The organism is Streptomyces sp. 8N616 (assembly GCF_052246385.1).
Classification (GTDB): domain Bacteria; phylum Actinomycetota; class Actinomycetes; order Streptomycetales; family Streptomycetaceae; genus Streptomyces.
In genome coordinates this window covers 1-15,873 of the sequence record NZ_JBQQBY010000060.1, presented here as the reverse complement: position 1 = coordinate 15,873, position 15,873 = coordinate 1, and the positions used below count along the sequence as shown (strand labels likewise).

Below are 15,873 nucleotides of genomic sequence, written 5' to 3'. Positions count from 1 at the left end.
TAACCCGTGATCAGCGCGATATTCCCGCCTCCCCTGGTACGGGGGAGGAGGGGCCCATGCGGCGGGGGCAGCGTAGCCCCGGCCCAGCGCCCGGTGAGCCACTGTGCTCCGGCCGCCGCTGATCTCCTGCCCGGGGAGCTGACGGCGAACATGGCCGATTCAGCCCCGGCCATCTCTCACCGAGGCATACCGTCGACTACGACCGGAGATCCCGTGTCGCGGCGTGATGCCGACATCACCGACGTCACGCAACGGCGCGCGACAGGAGCAAGAGGACAATGCAGACCAAGCTGGACGAAGCCAAGGCCGAGTTGCTCGCACGGGCGGCCCGGGTAGCTGAGAACAGCCCCGCCGGGGGCCAACACCCGGTGCAGGGCCTTGCTCCGGAGGCCCTCTCCGCGTTCCTCCAGCGCTACTACCTGCACACCGCTCCCGAGGACCTCGCCGACCGCGACCCGGTCGACATCCTGGGGGCCGTACTCTCCCACTTCCGCCTCGCCGAATCCCGCCCGCAGGGCACCGCGAACGTGCGCGTCCACACCCCGACCGTCGAGGAGAACGGCTGGACCTGCAGCCACTCGGTCGTCGAGGTGGTCACGGACGACATGCCGTTCCTGGTGGACTCGGTCACCAACGAGCTGACCCGCCAGGGCCGCGGCATCCACGTCGTGATCCACCCGCAGATCGTCGTCCGCCGCGATCTCACCGGCAAGCTGATCGAGATCCTGCCCGACGCCTCGCCCCGCGACGGCGGTCTGCCGCACGACGCGGTCACCGAGTCCTGGATCCACGTAGAGATCGACCGCGAGACCGACCGCTCCGACCTCAAGCAGATCACCGCCGACCTGCTCCGTGTCCTGTCCGACGCCCGGGAGGCCGTCGAGGACTGGGAGAAGATGCGCGACGCTGCGATCCGGCTGGCCGACGGGCTGCAGTCCGAGCCGGTTCCGGACGACCTGCCGCGGGAGGAGATCGAGGAGGCCCGCGAGCTGCTGCGCTGGCTGGCGAACGACCACTTCACCTTCCTCGGCTACCGCGAGTACCGGCTGACCACCGAGCCCGCCAACGGCGAGGAGGACGTGCTCTCCGCCGTCCCCGGCACCGGCCTCGGCATACTGCGCTCCGACCCCTCGCACAAGGAGGCCGACGGCCACCCCGTCTCGCCGTCCTTCAACCGGCTCCCCGCCGACGCCCGCGCCAAGGCGCGTGAGCACAAGCTGCTGGTGCTGACCAAGGCCAACAGCCGCGCCACCGTGCACCGCCCCTCCTACCTCGACTACATCGGTGTCAAGAAGTTCGACGAGCAGGGCAACGTGGTCGGCGAGCGCCGCTTCCTCGGCCTCTTCTCCTCGGCCGCGTACACCGAGTCCGTGCGCCGCGTCCCGGTCATCCGCCGCAAGGTCGAGCAGGTGCTGGTCACCGCCGGCTTCACGCCGGACAGCCACGACGGCCGCGACCTGCTGCAGATCCTCGAGACCTACCCGCGCGACGAGCTGTTCCAGACCCCGGTCGACAAGCTGCGCGAGATCGTCACCAGCGTCCTCTACCTGCAGGAGCGCCGCAGGCTGCGGCTGTACCTGCGCCAGGAGGAGTACGGCCGCTACTACTCAGCGCTCGTCTACCTGCCGCGCGACCGCTTCAACACCACCGTCCGGCAGCGCCTCACCAACATCCTCAAGGAGGAGCTGGGCGGCACCAGCGTCGACTTCACGCTCATGAGCACCGAGTCGGTGCTCACCCGGCTGCACTTCGTCGTCCGCGTCGAGCCCGGCACCGAGCTGCCCGACCTGACCGAGGCCGACGCCGAGCGCATCGAGAATCGGCTCGCCGAGGCCGCCCGCTCCTGGGAGGACGGCTTCTCCGAGGCACTGAACGCCGAGGTCGGCGAGGAGCGCGCCGCCGAGCTCATGCGGCGCTACGCCAACGCCTTCGAGGAGGGCTACAAGGCGGACTACTCGCCGCGCGCCGCGGTCTCCGACCTCCAGCACCTGGAGCGGCTCACGCCCGAGGGCGGTGAGCGGGACTTCGAGCTCAGCCTGTACGAGCCCGTGGGCGCGGCTCCCGGCGAGCGCCGCTTCAAGATCTACAAGTCCGGCGCCCAGGTGTCCCTCTCCGCCGTCCTGCCGGTCCTCAACCGGCTCGGCGTCGAGGTCATCGACGAGCGGCCGTACCAGCTGCGCTGCGCCGACCGCTCCAGCGCCTGGATCTACGACTTCGGGCTGCGGATGCCCGCCCCGACGCAGAACGGTGGCGACTACCTCGCCGACGACGCCCGCGAGCGCTTCCAGGACGCCTTCGCCGCCGTCTGGACGGGCCAGGCCGAGAGCGACAACTTCAACATGCTCGTGCTGCGCGCCGGGCTGACCTGGGGACAGGCGTCGGTGCTGCGCGCCTACGCGAAGTACCTGCGCCAGGCGGGCTCCACCTTCAGCCAGGACTACATGGAGGACACCCTCCGCGACAACGTCCACACCACCCGGCTGCTGGTGAACCTCTTCGAGGCCCGGATGTCCCCGGCGCGCCAGGGAGCCGGCGTCGAGCTGACCGACGCCCTGCTTGAGGAGCTGGACGCGGCCCTGGACCAGGTGGCCAGCCTGGACGAGGACCGCATCCTGCGCTCCTTCCTGACCGTCATCAAGGCCACCCTGCGGACCAACTACTTCCAGCACTCCCAGGACGGCGCGCCGCACGGCTACCTTTCGCTCAAGCTGGACCCGCAGGCCATCCCCGACCTGCCCGCGCCCCGCCCGGCGTACGAGATCTGGGTCTACTCGCCGCGCGTCGAGGGCGTCCACCTGCGCTTCGGCAAGGTCGCACGCGGCGGCCTGCGCTGGTCCGACCGCCGCGAGGACTTCCGTACGGAGATCCTCGGCCTGGTCAAGGCGCAGATGGTGAAGAACACCGTGATCGTGCCGGTCGGCGCGAAGGGCGGCTTCGTCGGCAAGCGGCTGCCGGACCCGTCCGTGGACCGCGACGCGTGGCTGGCCGAGGGCATCGCCTGCTACAAGACGTTCATCTCCGGTCTGCTCGACATCACCGACAACCTGGTCGGCGGCGCGGTCGTGCCCCCCAAGGACGTCGTCCGCCACGACGGGGAGGACACCTACCTCGTCGTCGCCGCGGACAAGGGCACCGCGACCTTCTCCGACATCGCCAACGAGGTCGCCACGGCGTACGGCTTCTGGCTCGGCGACGCCTTCGCCTCCGGCGGCTCGGCCGGCTACGACCACAAGGGCATGGGCATCACGGCCCGCGGCGCCTGGGAGTCGGTCAAGCGGCACTTCCGCGAGCTCGGCCACGACACCCAGACCCAGGACTTCACCGCCGTCGGCGTCGGCGACATGTCCGGTGACGTGTTCGGCAACGGCATGCTGCTCTCCGAGCACATCCGCCTGATCGCGGCCTTCGACCACCGGCACATCTTCATCGACCCGAACCCGGACGCGGCCGTCTCGTACGCCGAGCGGCGCCGCGTGTTCGAGCTGCCGCGCAGCTCCTGGGCCGACTACGACACCTCGCTCCTCTCCCAGGGCGGCGGCGTCTTCCCGCGCTCGGCCAAGGCCATCCCGGTCAACGCCCATATGCGCGCCGCCCTGGGAGAGGAGCTCGAGTCGCGCGTCACCAAGGTGACCCCGGCCGACCTGATGAAGGCCATCCTCAAGGCCCCGGTCGACCTGCTGTGGAACGGCGGTATCGGTACGTACGTGAAGGCGTCCACCGAGACGCACGCGGACGTCGGCGACAAGGCCAACGACGCGATCCGGGTGGACGGCCAGGACCTGCGGGTCAAGGTCGTCGGCGAGGGCGGCAACCTGGGCCTGACCCAGCTCGGCCGGATCGAGTTCGCCGCTCACGGCGGCAAGATCAACACCGATGCGATCGACAACAGCGCCGGTGTGGACACCTCCGACCACGAGGTGAACATCAAGATCCTGCTCAACAAGGTCGTCGAGGACGGCGACATGACCGTGAAGCAGCGCAACAAGCTGCTCGCGGAGATGACCGGCGAGGTCGGCGCACTGGTGCTGCGCAACAACTACGCGCAGAACGTGGCCCTCGCCAACGCCGTCGCCCAGGCCCCCAGCCTCCTCCACGCCCACCAGCGCTTCATCCGCAAGCTGGAGCGCGACGGCCGCCTCGACCGGGCGCTGGAGTTCCTGCCGACCGACCGGCAGATCCGGGAGCGGCTGGGCGCGGGCCGCGGCCTGACCCAGCCGGAGCTGGCCGTCCTCCTCGCCTACCTGAAGATCACAGTCGCCGAGGAGCTGATCGCCACAGAGCTGCCGGACGACCCGTACCTCCAGCGGCTGCTGCACGCGTACTTCCCGAAGGCGCTGGGCGAGCGGTTCCGGGAGCACATCGACAACCACGCGCTGCGCCGGGAGATCGTGACGACGGTGCTCGTCAACGACACGGTCAACAGCGCCGGTACGACCTTCCTGCACCGGATGCGCGAGGAGACCGGGGCGTCCACGGAAGAGGTCGTGCGCGCCCAGACCGCGGCCCGCGCGATCTTCAAGCTGGGCTACGTCTGGGACGAGGTCGAGGCCCTGGACAACAAGGTTCCGGCGGCGGTGCAGACCCGGATCCGGCTGCACTCGCGGCGGCTGGTCGAGCGGGCTACGCGATGGCTGCTCGGCAACCGGCCGCAGCCGCTGCGGCTCGCCGAGAACGTGGAGTTCTTCGGCGACCGGGTCACGGAGGTCTGGGCCCAGCTGCCCAAGCTGCTCAAGGGCTCCGACCTGGACTGGTACCAGAACATCCACGACGAGCTGACCGAGGCCGGGGTGCCGGCCGAGCTGGGGGAGCGCGTCGCGGGCTTCTCCTCCGCCTTCCCGACGCTCGACATCGTCGCGATTGCGGACCGCACGGGCAGGACGCCGCTGGAGGTCGCCGAGGTCTACTACGACCTGGCCGACCGGCTGCGGATCAGCCAGCTGATGGACCGGATCATCGAGCTGCCGCGGGCCGACCGGTGGCAGTCGATGGCGCGCGCCGCGATCCGCGAGGACCTGTTCGCGGCGCATGCGGCGCTCACCTCCGACATCCTGGCGTCGGCGAACGGCGGTGCGTCGCCGGAGGATCGCTTCAAGACCTGGGAGCAGAAGAACGCGGCGATCCTGGGCAGGGCCCGCACGACTCTGGAGGACATCCAGAGTTCGGAGTCCTTCGACCTGGCGAATCTGTCGGTCGCGATGCGTACGATGCGGCAGCTGCTGCGCACGCACTAGTGAAGGTCCGGGTGTGGGCATGCGTTCCTCCCCCAGCGGTAGCTGGGGGAGGAACGCATGCCCACGACCCGGCTACGTTTCGTACGGCGAGCGGACCGGGAAATACGCGCTCAGGAACGCACGCAGTACGCGGTCCTGTTCGGGGGCGGGGACTTCCGCGTCTGCCGAGTCGCCGATGCAGAAGACGCCGTGGCTGCGGGCGGCCAGCAGCCTGGTCAGGACCGTGTGGTGGTCGTAGCGGCCCGCGTTCACGAAGGCGCAGGAGATCGACGACGGCACCGACCGGCCCGTCAGGTAGCCGTAGTGGTGGTGGAGCGAAGACGTGACCGACAGGTCCGTGTGCGCGCGGAAGCGGCTCCCCGCGGTCGCCGCGACCTCGTCGGGGAAGCGCTCGGCGATCTCCTCCAGGACGCTGCGCCGCAGCGGGTGCGGCGCGTGCAGGAAGCCGTGCGTCGCGACCCGCCCGAAGGCCCGCTTCAGCAGCTCGCGGTTGTTCTTGCCCGCGGCGATGTAGCCCTCGTCGTCCGGAGTGACGCCGGTGGGCGGGACCGCGGTCGGGGAGCGGAAGAAGCGCGCCATGCCGTTGCTCTGGAAGAACGCGTCGGGCCGCAGCGGCTGCCCCAGGAACACGTCGTCGTTGAGGTACAGGAAGTGCTCGGACAGCCCGTCGATCCGGTGCAGTTGGCTCTCGATGGCGTGCGAGTTGAAGGTCGGCAGGTGGGAGGGGTCGGCGAAGATCTCCCGGTGGTCGACGACCCGGATGCCGGGCACGGAGGTGTCCAGCCAGTCCGGCACCTGGTCGTCCGTGACGACGTAGATGTTCCGCACCCAGGGCGCGTACATCGCCAGCGACCGCAGCGAGTAGCGCAGCTCGTCGCGGTTGCGGAAGCGGACGTCGCCGTTGTCGGCCTCCCGGCCGCCGCCCTCCCGTGCCTCCCGTGCCTCCCGTGCCTCCCGCGCCGCCGTCCAGCGGGCCCGCTTCTCCCGCCAGCGCGGATCGCTGTCGTCCACCCAGGTGTAGACGGCGTCCACCGGGAAGTCGACGTCCCACATGAGGAGTTCGGTGAAGGCCGAGGCGGTGGGGTAGTCGCGGTCGCCGACGCGACGGGTGGCGTCGGGGACCAGGGAGGGCAGCCGCGGCCCGCGCAGGGTCGTGCCGCGTGGCGCGCTGCGCCACCGCGGTGACGCAGCGGCGCGCGCGCCTGCGGCGCCGCCCGCCGCGCTGCCTGCGGCCTCCTCAGGGCTCCCCGAATCCGCGGCCCCCGAGCCCCCCGTCGTGCCCACCGCTCCTGCGGTTTCCGGCAAGGCCGCCGCGCCCGCCGTATCCGCCGCGTCCTCGCCGTCCTCCTCCGCCCAGAACTCGACCGTGCAGCCGTACGCGGGCCCGTACCGCAGGGTCCTGCTCTCCGACGTCACCGGCTTGAAGACCCGCAGGCCCGCCACATCTCCCGCCTCGCGCAGCCGTTCCGCCAGCATGGCGCCGGGGGCGGCGCCGCGCGGGCCGATCAGCTCCGCGTACACCGGAGCGCCCTGGAACGCCGCGGCCAGCGCCTCACACGCCCGTGACCGGCTCTCCACGGGCACGGCGACCCGGTGTCCACTCCGGGTGTCGCGCAGCAGCAGGTACGGCACCCCGCCGTCCTCCAGCGCCTGCGCGGCGAGCTCGAGATTCAGGTCGGCCATGCGCTGCGCGGTGATGTCGTCGCGCAGCTCGGCGAGGCGCCCGGCCGAGCGGATCAGGCGGCCGGTGCGGTCCTGCGCCTGGAGCAGCATCTCGCGCGCCTTCTGCTCGTCCCCCGAGGCGGCCAGCGGCGAGACGGGCGCTGCGGCGCTGAAGCTGCGGGTGCCGCCCGCGGCGATACGCAGCGCGGTCCGGTCGGCGCGGGCCGCCAGGCGCTCCACGGAACCACGACCGCGGCGGGCGACGAGCCGTTCGAAGAGCTCGTCCCACCGGGCGGTGATCCGCTGGCCGGAGAAGCGCTCGTGAACGCCCTGCCGGGCCGCCCTGCCGTACGCGTACCGGGTTTCGTCATCGCCCATCAGCTTGTCCATGGCCACGGCCAGGGAGTCGATGTCGCCGGGCGGTACGAGGAGGCCGTCGACCCCGTGCCTGACGATCTCGGCGGGCCCGGTGACGATGTCGTACGCCACCACGGGCACGCCCGCCGCGAAGACCTCGAGCAGCACCAGCGGGAAGGCCTCGTTGCGCGAGGGCAGCACGCACAGGCTCGCCTTGGCCCACTCCTCCTCCATCTGCCGTGAGCGGCCGAGCAGTTCGACCCGGTCGTGCAGGCCGAGTCCCTCGACGAGCCGGCGCAGCTTCACCTCCTGCGGCCCGTCGCCGAAGATCCGCATGGTCCAGCCCGGGTGCTCGGCCGCGATCCGCCCGAACGCGCTGATGGCGTGGTCGAGTCGCTTCTCCGGGGTCATCCGGGCGGCGAGGACGACGGTCCTGCCGTCGAGGTCGGAGCGGGGCCGGAAGCCGTCGGGTACGGCGTTGGGTATCGCGACCAGCTCGGGGGCCGCGGCGCCGAGCGAGTCCGCGAACCAGTCGTTCGTACGCTCCGTCAGCGACACCAGCGCGTCGATCCGCGGCGCGTACACCAGCAGCGGCTCGCCGCTCACACCGCGCAGCTGGGAGGCCCGGTGCTCCTGGTGGACGGTGGCGGTGCGGGCGGGGGTCAGCTCGGCCGCCGCCGCCATCAGCGCAGGGGTGGTGGTGACGAGGACGTCGGAGTCCAGCGATCCGAGTGCGGCGGTGAGTTCGATGTCCGAGAGCCGGTCGAAGGTGGACTCCCAGGACGGTTTGATCAGCTCGCTGGGGAGCGAGGCGAGGGTGCGGCAGGCGTCCTCGCCGAGGGCGCCGGCGCGCTCCGGCCGCTCGTAGGGCCCGGTCCTGTCGATCAGGTAGCGGCGCTTCACCTGCCGCGCGGAGGCGAAGAAGGGCTCGGGCCTGGTCCTGAAGACGCTCAGCACCTCGACGTCGTGGCGCGGCGCGAGGTGGGCGGCCTGGGTGTAGGCGGCCATCTCGGTGCCGCCCATCTCGTCGCCCCAGGTGAGCAGGTACGTGATCTTCATGCGTCCTCGTAGATCGGCGTTGCGGTGATGGCGGCGCAGGTCACCGCGAGGGCGCCGGCCGCGGTGACGTGGGCGTGCACGCGCAGCAGCGCGCCGCCCTCGAGGGCGATGACGCGGTACGGAGTGCGGAAGACCTTCTTGGGGTGGCGTATGCCGGTCAGGCGCCTGGCTACCCTGAGCCGGGTGCGCCCCGACCGCAGCTGGACGTCCCAGGTGCGCTGGGTGCGTTCGCCCGCGGCCATGGCGGCGAGCGGCAGGTCGAAGGTGAAGGTGTCGCCCTCCCAGAGGAGGGGGGCCGGGACTGCCTTGCCCTGGGCGCTCGCGCCGTGCCGTACGGCCTCCGCCGCGTACGGCGCGTGCGGGACGCGGCCGCCGACCAGCCGCCCGCGGACGGTCACCCGGTCCCAGCGCAGGTCGAGCGCGGTCAGCTCGGCCTGCCGGCGCGGCGCCGTCACCTTGAGCATCGCGTGCCCGTCGACCGACCGTACGGGCCGGAACAGCGCGCCGGAGGCCGGGCTCGGGGGGTGGGGGAGGGTGGGGCCCTCGACCGGGTGCGGGGCGGGAGCGGCGAGACCGGCCCGGAGTTCGCGGCCCGCGCCGTCGGTCACGACGACCGCGACCCGCCACACCCCCTGGCTCAGGTCCACGCCGGTGCGCGGCTGTTCGCGTCCGCCGCCCGCGACTGTTCTCGCCCCGATGCTCGACGCGGTGCTCACTGTGTGGCGCAGCGGCGCGGTGGCGGTCAGCAGCAGCATGCCGCCGTCCCCGTATGGCTCCTGTTCCAGGGGCACGGACTCCCGGCGGCTGCCATGGCGCAGTTCGAGCCGGGCAGCGCGGATCCCGGCGACGGGCGACGGGAACGGCACGGCGGCGTTGAGGGTGCGGCCGCCGAGCACGGAGAGGTGGACGGGCCGCAGCAGCGGACGGTGCCTGCCGTGGCTGCCGAGCGCCAGGACCGTGTTCATCCGCTCCACGCGGCGACGCACCCGGACCGCGGTGGTCCGGGCCTTCCGCGCGGCTCCGACGGCGCGGGCCAGCAGGGCGTCGCTCATAGGGACCCGTTTCTCAGCATGGCCAAACCATCTTGTTTCATCTCATCAGGGGTGATCGGGGTCACCGAGGTGTTGAACAGCAGATGCCGCAAAGCCTCCGTCTATCCATAAGACAGCCACTCCGCCAAAGAGGTTGCACGGGGGACGAAAAGGCGAACTGCGATGTCAATGCGCACAACTCGGAACAGCAGTCGTCAGTCCAACGATGTACTAACGGCTCACCCACGAATGGAGCGGTTCAGTGAAGGGACAGGGCATAGCCGAGCCCGGTCCGGGGGCGGCAGAACTGCGCAGGCGCGGCAGTGTGGCCGGTGCCCCGGTCAATCCGGAAGCGTCGGCGCTGGTGTCGGTCTACCGCAAGGCCGTCCCCGTGGGCATCCGCCGGGCGATCGCCGGACGCTCCTCGCCCGAGCTGCGGCGCAGCGTCAAGCGGCGCATCGGGGAACTCACCTCGGCCCGCGGGATCCACCGGCTGCGCGCCGCCCACCTGGCCGGCCGCCGCCAGGACCTGCTCTCCGTCCCGGGGCGTACGGTCGCCGTTGTGGCGGGGCAGCCCCGCATAGCCCTGGTGGAGCGCGACCTGTCGCCCGTTCAGGCCCGGACGGCGAACCTCGGCGCGGTCACCGCGGCGCTGGAGGAGGCCGGGATCGCGTACTTCTGCGTACGGGGCAGACAGCGCAGCGCAGCCGTGGTCGCCGTCGCCGCCGAGGACCGCGGCCGTGCGCTCGCGGCCCTCGCCCGGCTGTGCCGCACACTGCCCGGGTACGTGAGCGCGCTCGCGTACGGCAGCCGCGAACCGAAGCACGTCGGCCCCGGCTACGAGCCGGGCGTCTGGCGCCGGTTGGCCTCGGCGGAGGCGCTGCGGATCTGCTGGTTCCGCACCGACCCGCGGCAGCGGCTGGTGCTCGGCACCCCGTACGGCTGCGACGTCGAGTTCTGGACCCGCGAGGACGGCCGGCTCACGGCTCCGCGCCGCAACGCCGTCACCGAGTCGGTGCCCGCCGGAGGCCGGTCCGTGCGGGTCCCGGGCGCGCTGTTCACCGCGCCGTACGTGCCCGGCGACAGCCAGGGCTCCCGCGGCAGCCAAGACACCCGCGACAGCCAGGGCTCCCGTGGCACTCACGGCTCGGGCGCCTCCCGGGGCCCGCGCGCCACCGTGCCCCTCCAGGTGCGCACCCGCGAGGAGTTCACCCACCCGCTGCCCGGCGACATCGCCTTCCCCATCGACGCCGTCTACACCTGGGTCGACGGCTCCGACCCCGCGTGGCTGAGCCGCCGCGCCCGTTTCGCCGGCCGCGCGTACCACGACGAGGCGGCCAACGCCGCCCGCTACGCCAACCGCGACGAGCTGCGCTACTCGCTGCGCTCGCTGGAGACCTACGCGCCGTGGGTGCGCGGCATCTACATCGTCACCGACGACCAGATCCCCGGCTGGCTCGACACCTCCAATCCCCGCATCAGGATCGTCGGTCACCGCGAGATCTTCCGCGACCAGCAGGCGCTGCCCACGTTCAACTCGCACGCCATCGAGAGCCAGCTGCACCACATCGAGGGCCTGTCCGAGCACTTCCTGTACTTCAACGACGACGTCTTCCTCGGGCATGAGGCCGTGCCGCAGGACTTCTTCCTGGCCAACGGGCTGACGAAGTTCTTCCCCTCGCCTGCGCTCGTGCCGCTCGGCCCGCCGTCGGACGAGGACGTGCCCGTATCGGTGGCGGGCAAGAACAACCGGGCGCTGATCGAGGCGCGGTTCGGCACCACGCCCGTGCAGAAGATGAAGCACGTGCCGCACGCGCTGCGCCGCGGCGTGCTGCAGGAGATCGAGGAGGAGTTCGTGGAAGCGCACCGGGCCACCGCCTCGCACCGCTTCCGCAGCCTCCAGGACATCTCCATACCGTCCTCGCTGCACCACTACTACGCGTTCCACACGGGCCGGGCGCTGCCGAGCGACCTCGACTACGCGTACATCGACCTCTCCCGGCCGAACGCCGCGGCCCGTCTCGACCGGCTGCTCGCCGACCGCGACCGGGCGGTCTTCTGCCTCAACGACACCCAGTCGGACGAGGCCGACATCAAGGGGCAGGTGGCGCTCCTGCACCCTTTCCTGGACGGGTACTTCCCGCTGCCTGCCCCGTACGAGCTGCCGGGGTAACCCCGCGCCCACGCCGCGGGCCTCGTCTCGCTCGCCCGCCCTTAGGACGGCGGGCGGGTGGGGGAAGAAGGCCGCGCCGCAGGCGCGGTGCCCGGCGAAGGAGGGGCGCCCTGGCCGCGGCCGTTCCCGGCCGCGCGGCGCCTGCGCGCGGCCGACAGTGCCATGGCGAGCAGCAGCACCGCCGCCGCGGACGCGCTGGTGACCCCCGCGAGGCGCAGCCCCGGCGGCCGGAAGGAGCAGGAGATCTCGCGCGGTCCGGCGCCCGGCGGCAGCGGGACGGCCAGCAGTCCGAGGCGGCTCTCCGGGCTGCGGGCGGGGCTGCCGCCGACGGAGCACTGCCAGCCGGGCGTGGGCGCGGTGGCGACCACGGCGGTGGCGGACGACCCGGCGGGGAGCGTGGCCCGCAGCGTGTGCCCGCCCGCCTCGACGCGCGTGGCGCCGGTGGCCCGCAGCTCCGCGACCGCCCGCCGCAGCCCGCCCGTATCGAGGCACCCGAGAGGTGAGGTCGGCAACTCGGTGTCCTCGAACGGGCTGACGGTCACGGTGACCCGCCCGCTCGCGGGGACCGTGCCGAGCGGCTTCGCGGCCGAGGCGTTCGCGGGGTAGTCGCCCCACAGCCGTACGGTCTTCCCGCCGGGACCGGCGAGCCTGGCGTCAGTCCAGGGGCCGTGCACGTAGAGGCGGCGGCCCGGCGTACAGCGCGCGCGGATGCGGTACGGGGAGCCCCCGGCGGCCAGCCGGTACGGGCCGCCTTCGCGCAGCCTGGGCGGGGTGATCCAGGACCGGGACCGTACCTGGTTGATGGAGATCCGCGGCAGCTCGTACACCTCATGGCCGAGAGCGGCCTGCTGGTGGGCGAACGCCGAGGCGTCGGCGGGCAGCCGGGGCTCCTTCCGGGGATGGACCGTGACCAGCGGCGGCGCCGGGAAGCGGACGGCGCTCGCCCGCTCCGAGCCCGGTGCGTGCCGGACCCGGGCGCCGATGGCGAAGACCGCGTCGGCGGCCGGGTTGCTCTGGCCCATCACATGGCGGCCGTGCATCGTCCAGGCGTAGCCGAGGCGCTGCATGAGTCGGGCGGTCCGCTTCGGGACGTAGCTGCTGTAGTAGGCCGGGCCCTCGCTGCCGAGGAGCTGCGGGTCGTTGTTGACGATGTCCGCGGGCCCGGTGTCGGTGCGGTGGTCGGGCCAGCCGCGGGTGCGGTCGAGGGCCTCGCGCACGGCGTCGTGCCGCGCGCCCCAGGTCGGTTTGGGGGCGAAGAAGCGCAGTGTGTTGCGCTGTTCGTCGACGGCCACGGCGCTGGCGGCGGACTCCGCGAAAACCACGACCGTGATCGCTGCAGCCAGGACGGGCGGCGCGGTACGGCCCCCTGTACGCGGCAGGACCAGCAGCAGGCCCAGGGTCACGCCGCCGGAGCCGAGGACCACGAGCCAGGTGAGCGGGCCGACCCCGTTCTCGTGGTGCGCGGACAGCGCGGCGAGGGCGCAGGCGGCCGCGCCCGCGGCGAGCAGCGGGCGCGGACCCGGCCGGTGGGCGAGGCAGAGCCAGGCGACGGAGACCAGCAGTCCGGTCAGCACGAAGGCCGCCCGGTAGGGGCTGCCGTTGGGCTGGGAGAGGCCGTGCCAGAGCTTGACCGTGGGCAGCCAGCAGAAGGAGGCGGCGACCGCGAGCAGGGCCGCGCACCACCCCGCGCGCGTGCGCGCGGGGATCCGCCGGCTGAGCGGGAAGGCGAGCACCAGCAGCAGGACGAGCATGCCCGCGAAGAACCGGGGGAAGCCGCCGAAGGCGCGCTGCGCGGGCAGCAGCTGGAGCGCGTATTCGAGCAGCCGCGGGCGGTGGAAGGGCAGCGCCGGCAGCGGGACGGCGTTCCCGCTGGCGAGGTAGGCGGGCAGGTAGGCGGGCGCGGCGAGGGCCGTGCCGAGCGCGAAGGCGACGGCGGCCCTCCGTACGAAGCGCAGGCGCTCTCCCCGGCTCCACGCGCGCGTGGCCAGGAGCACGATCCCGACGAGGGCCGTGCCGAGGGCGGCCATCATGGCGGTGTAGAAGTTCCCGGCCCAGGCGAGGCCCACCATGGGAGCCGCCCACAGCCACCCGCGGTCGCGGGTGCAGCGGTCCAGGGCCAGCAGCATCAGGGGGAGGGCGGTCAGGCCCCACAGCCACATCGGGTCGGGCGTGCCGTCGCTCAGCGTCCAGCCCGAAAGGCCGTACGCGGCGCCGAGGAGGCCCGTCTGCCACCAGGCCCCCGGCTTCAGCCGCCGCAGCCACAGCGCCATCACCGCCGCGCCCAGCCCGATGCTCAGCACCTCGCCCGTATAGACGCCCAGGTCCACGAGGCGGCGCGGGAAGAGCGCCACGAGCAGCGAGAACGGGTTGCCGAGGAAGCTGGTGAACTCGGCCCAGTACGGCACCCCGAAGGCGCTGTTCCAGTTGAAGAACAGATCGCCCGAGGAGGTGCCGTGCAGCAGGTCCCACAGGTGGGCGTGGAAAGGGACGAACTGGTTGCCCAGGTCGTTGACGGCCCGGGAGCGGCCGCCGAAGGGATACGTGCCGCGCACGGCGCCGGAGACCACGAACGCCGCCATGGCGACGGCCGCGCCCAGCGCGGCGCCGCGGAACCGGCGGACCCCGCGGATCCCACGGGCGGCCCTCACGCGGCGACCAGAATGCTGCGGGCGACCAGGAAGGTGACGGGGACCGCGCCGGCGGCGGCGATCAGCGGCGCGATGCGCGAGTCCACGCCGAGGACGGAGACCAGCAGGTAGATTCCGGCGGTGGTCAGGACGATGTTGGTGACGTTGGTCAGCGGGAAGAGCAGGAACTTCCGCCAGGTCGGGTCGGTCCGGTAGGTGAAGCGGACATTCAGGAAGAACGAGCCGACCATGCTCAGCAGGGTCGCGCCGAGGTGCGCCGCCAGATACGGCAGCCACAGGCACAGCAGCCGGTAGAGCGCATAGTAGGTACCGGTGTTGACCACGCCCACGAGCGCGAAGCGCACCAGCTGCCCCCTCACGAGGAGCGGGCCCGCAGCGTCGGCGGCCGGGCCACGTCCGAGGGCGTGCGCTCGCGCACCAGGTAGTGCGGCCGCTGCTTGCTCTCGTTGTAGACCCGGCCGACGTACTCGCCGATGAGGCCGAGCAGCACCATCTGCATCCCGCCGAAGCCGGTGATCGCGACGAGCAGGGTGACGTAGCCGGGCGCGGTGATGCCGCCGATCAGCACCGCGCCGATGGTCCAGGCGGCGTAGAGGAAGGCCAGGCAGGAGAGCAGCAGCCCGATGTGGATGGCCAGGCGCAGCGGCCTGCTGTTGAAGGAGACGAGACCGTCCACCGCGTAGTTGAGGAGCTTGCGGTAGCTCCACTTGCTGCTGCCGCCCGAGCGCGGCGTGTCCGCGTAGTCGAAGAAGGCCGTGGTGAAACCGATCCAGGAGAACAGGCCCTTGGAGAAGCGGTTGCGCTCCTCCAGGTCCAGCAGCGCGTCGACCGCGCGGCGCGACAGCAGCCGGAAGTCGCCCGCGCCGTCGACCAGCTCGACCTCGGCCCAGTGGTTGACGAGCCGGTAGTAGCCGCGGCTGAACAGGGTCCGGATCCGGCCGTCGTGGTCGCGGGAGCGGCGGGCGACCACCTGGTCGTAGCCCTCGCGCTGGAGCTCGAGCATCCGCCCCATGAAGGCGGGTGGGTGCTGGAGGTCGGCGTCCATGAGGACGACCTGGTCGCCGGTGCTCTCCCGCAGGCCGGCGAGCATGCTCGCCTCCTTGCCGAAGTTCCGGGACAGGGAGAGGTAGCGGATGTGGTGGTCGCAGGAGGCGAACCGGCGCAGCAGGGATAGCGTGGAGTCGGTCGAGCCGTCGTCGACGTAGACCACCTCGTACGGGATCCCGAGCTCGAGCAGCCGGACGTGCAGCTCCCGGTTGAACGCCTCGAGCACCTGCTCCTCGTCGAAGCAGGGCACCACCACCGACAACACCCCGCGCACCTCCGGTGCCACCGCCGTCACACCACGCACGTACTGTACGAGATGTCATGGTTTGGCGCGTTATGATCAGTCTTTGGTTCAGCCGATCGGAGGGGCGGATGGGCACCACGGAAACCACCGGAAACCCGGCGCCGGCACCTGAGGTGTCGGTGGTCGTGATCGTCTACAACGATGCCGCGCGGCTCCCCACCGCCGTGCGCTCGGCCCTCGGCCAGACCCTGCGCAGCGTCGAGGTCCTGATCGTGGACGACTGCAGCACGGACGGCTCGTACGAGGTGGCGCGGGAGCTCGCCGCCGACCATCCCGGCCGTGTGCGGGTCTTCCGGCTGGACCGGAACAGCGGCGGTTGTGGGGAGCCCCACACACGCGGGACCGGGGAGGCACGCGGGCG

General features: G+C 72.2%; 8 protein-coding genes. 3 read left to right on the top strand and 5 right to left on the bottom strand.

The features are described from left to right. The first annotated feature begins 278 nt into the window (after window positions 1-278). Window positions 279-5,231: an NAD-glutamate dehydrogenase gene (locus ACTWQC_RS34380; protein WP_443319788.1), complete on the top strand. Its 4,953-nt coding sequence runs from the start codon at window positions 279-281 to the stop codon at window positions 5,229-5,231. Between the two features lie 72 nt (window positions 5,232-5,303). Here the strand turns inward: ACTWQC_RS34380 and ACTWQC_RS34375 are convergent, their stop codons facing one another. Further along, a complete protein-coding gene (locus tag ACTWQC_RS34375; protein ID WP_443319787.1) occupies window positions 5,304-8,309 on the bottom strand; it encodes a stealth conserved region 3 domain-containing protein in 3,006 nt (1,001 codons plus the stop codon). Continuing rightward, the gene (locus tag ACTWQC_RS34370; protein ID WP_443319786.1) at window positions 8,306-9,361 is read right to left on the bottom strand and encodes a hypothetical protein; all 1,056 of its coding nucleotides are present in this window, start codon (window positions 9,359-9,361) and stop codon (window positions 8,306-8,308) included. Before ACTWQC_RS34370 ends, ACTWQC_RS34375 begins: the two co-directional genes overlap by 4 nt. Window positions 9,362-9,665: 304 nt before the next feature. Between ACTWQC_RS34370 and ACTWQC_RS34365 the strand changes: the two genes are divergently transcribed. Then, window positions 9,666-11,513 carry a stealth family protein gene (locus tag ACTWQC_RS34365; protein ID WP_443319807.1) on the top strand — a complete coding sequence of 616 codons (1,848 nt, stop codon included), beginning with the start codon at window positions 9,666-9,668 and terminating at the stop codon, window positions 11,511-11,513. A gap of 41 nt (window positions 11,514-11,554) precedes the next feature. Here ACTWQC_RS34365 and ACTWQC_RS34360 read toward each other — a convergent pair whose 3' ends face one another. The 3 genes from ACTWQC_RS34360 to ACTWQC_RS34350 are packed head-to-tail and all read right to left on the bottom strand — an operon-like array spanning window position 11,555 to window position 15,512. Then, entirely contained in the window at window positions 11,555-14,161 is a 2,607-nt protein-coding gene (locus ACTWQC_RS34360) for a YfhO family protein (protein WP_443319785.1), read from the bottom strand. After that, window positions 14,158-14,508, bottom strand: a complete 351-nt coding sequence (locus ACTWQC_RS34355; RefSeq protein ID WP_443319806.1) for a GtrA family protein — start codon at window positions 14,506-14,508, stop codon at window positions 14,158-14,160. The genes ACTWQC_RS34360 and ACTWQC_RS34355 overlap by 4 nt, the downstream gene beginning before the upstream one ends. 8 nt (window positions 14,509-14,516) lie before the next feature. Beyond that, window positions 14,517-15,512, bottom strand: coding sequence for a glycosyltransferase family 2 protein (locus tag ACTWQC_RS34350; protein ID WP_443319784.1), 996 nt, complete (start codon window positions 15,510-15,512; stop codon window positions 14,517-14,519). Window positions 15,513-15,580: 68 nt separating this feature from the next. On the opposite strand from ACTWQC_RS34350, the gene ACTWQC_RS34345 reads away from it, so the two are divergent. Continuing rightward, window positions 15,581-15,873, top strand: a 293-nt coding sequence (locus tag ACTWQC_RS34345; protein ID WP_443319783.1) for a glycosyltransferase family 2 protein, incomplete at its 3' end; no start/stop codon positions are given.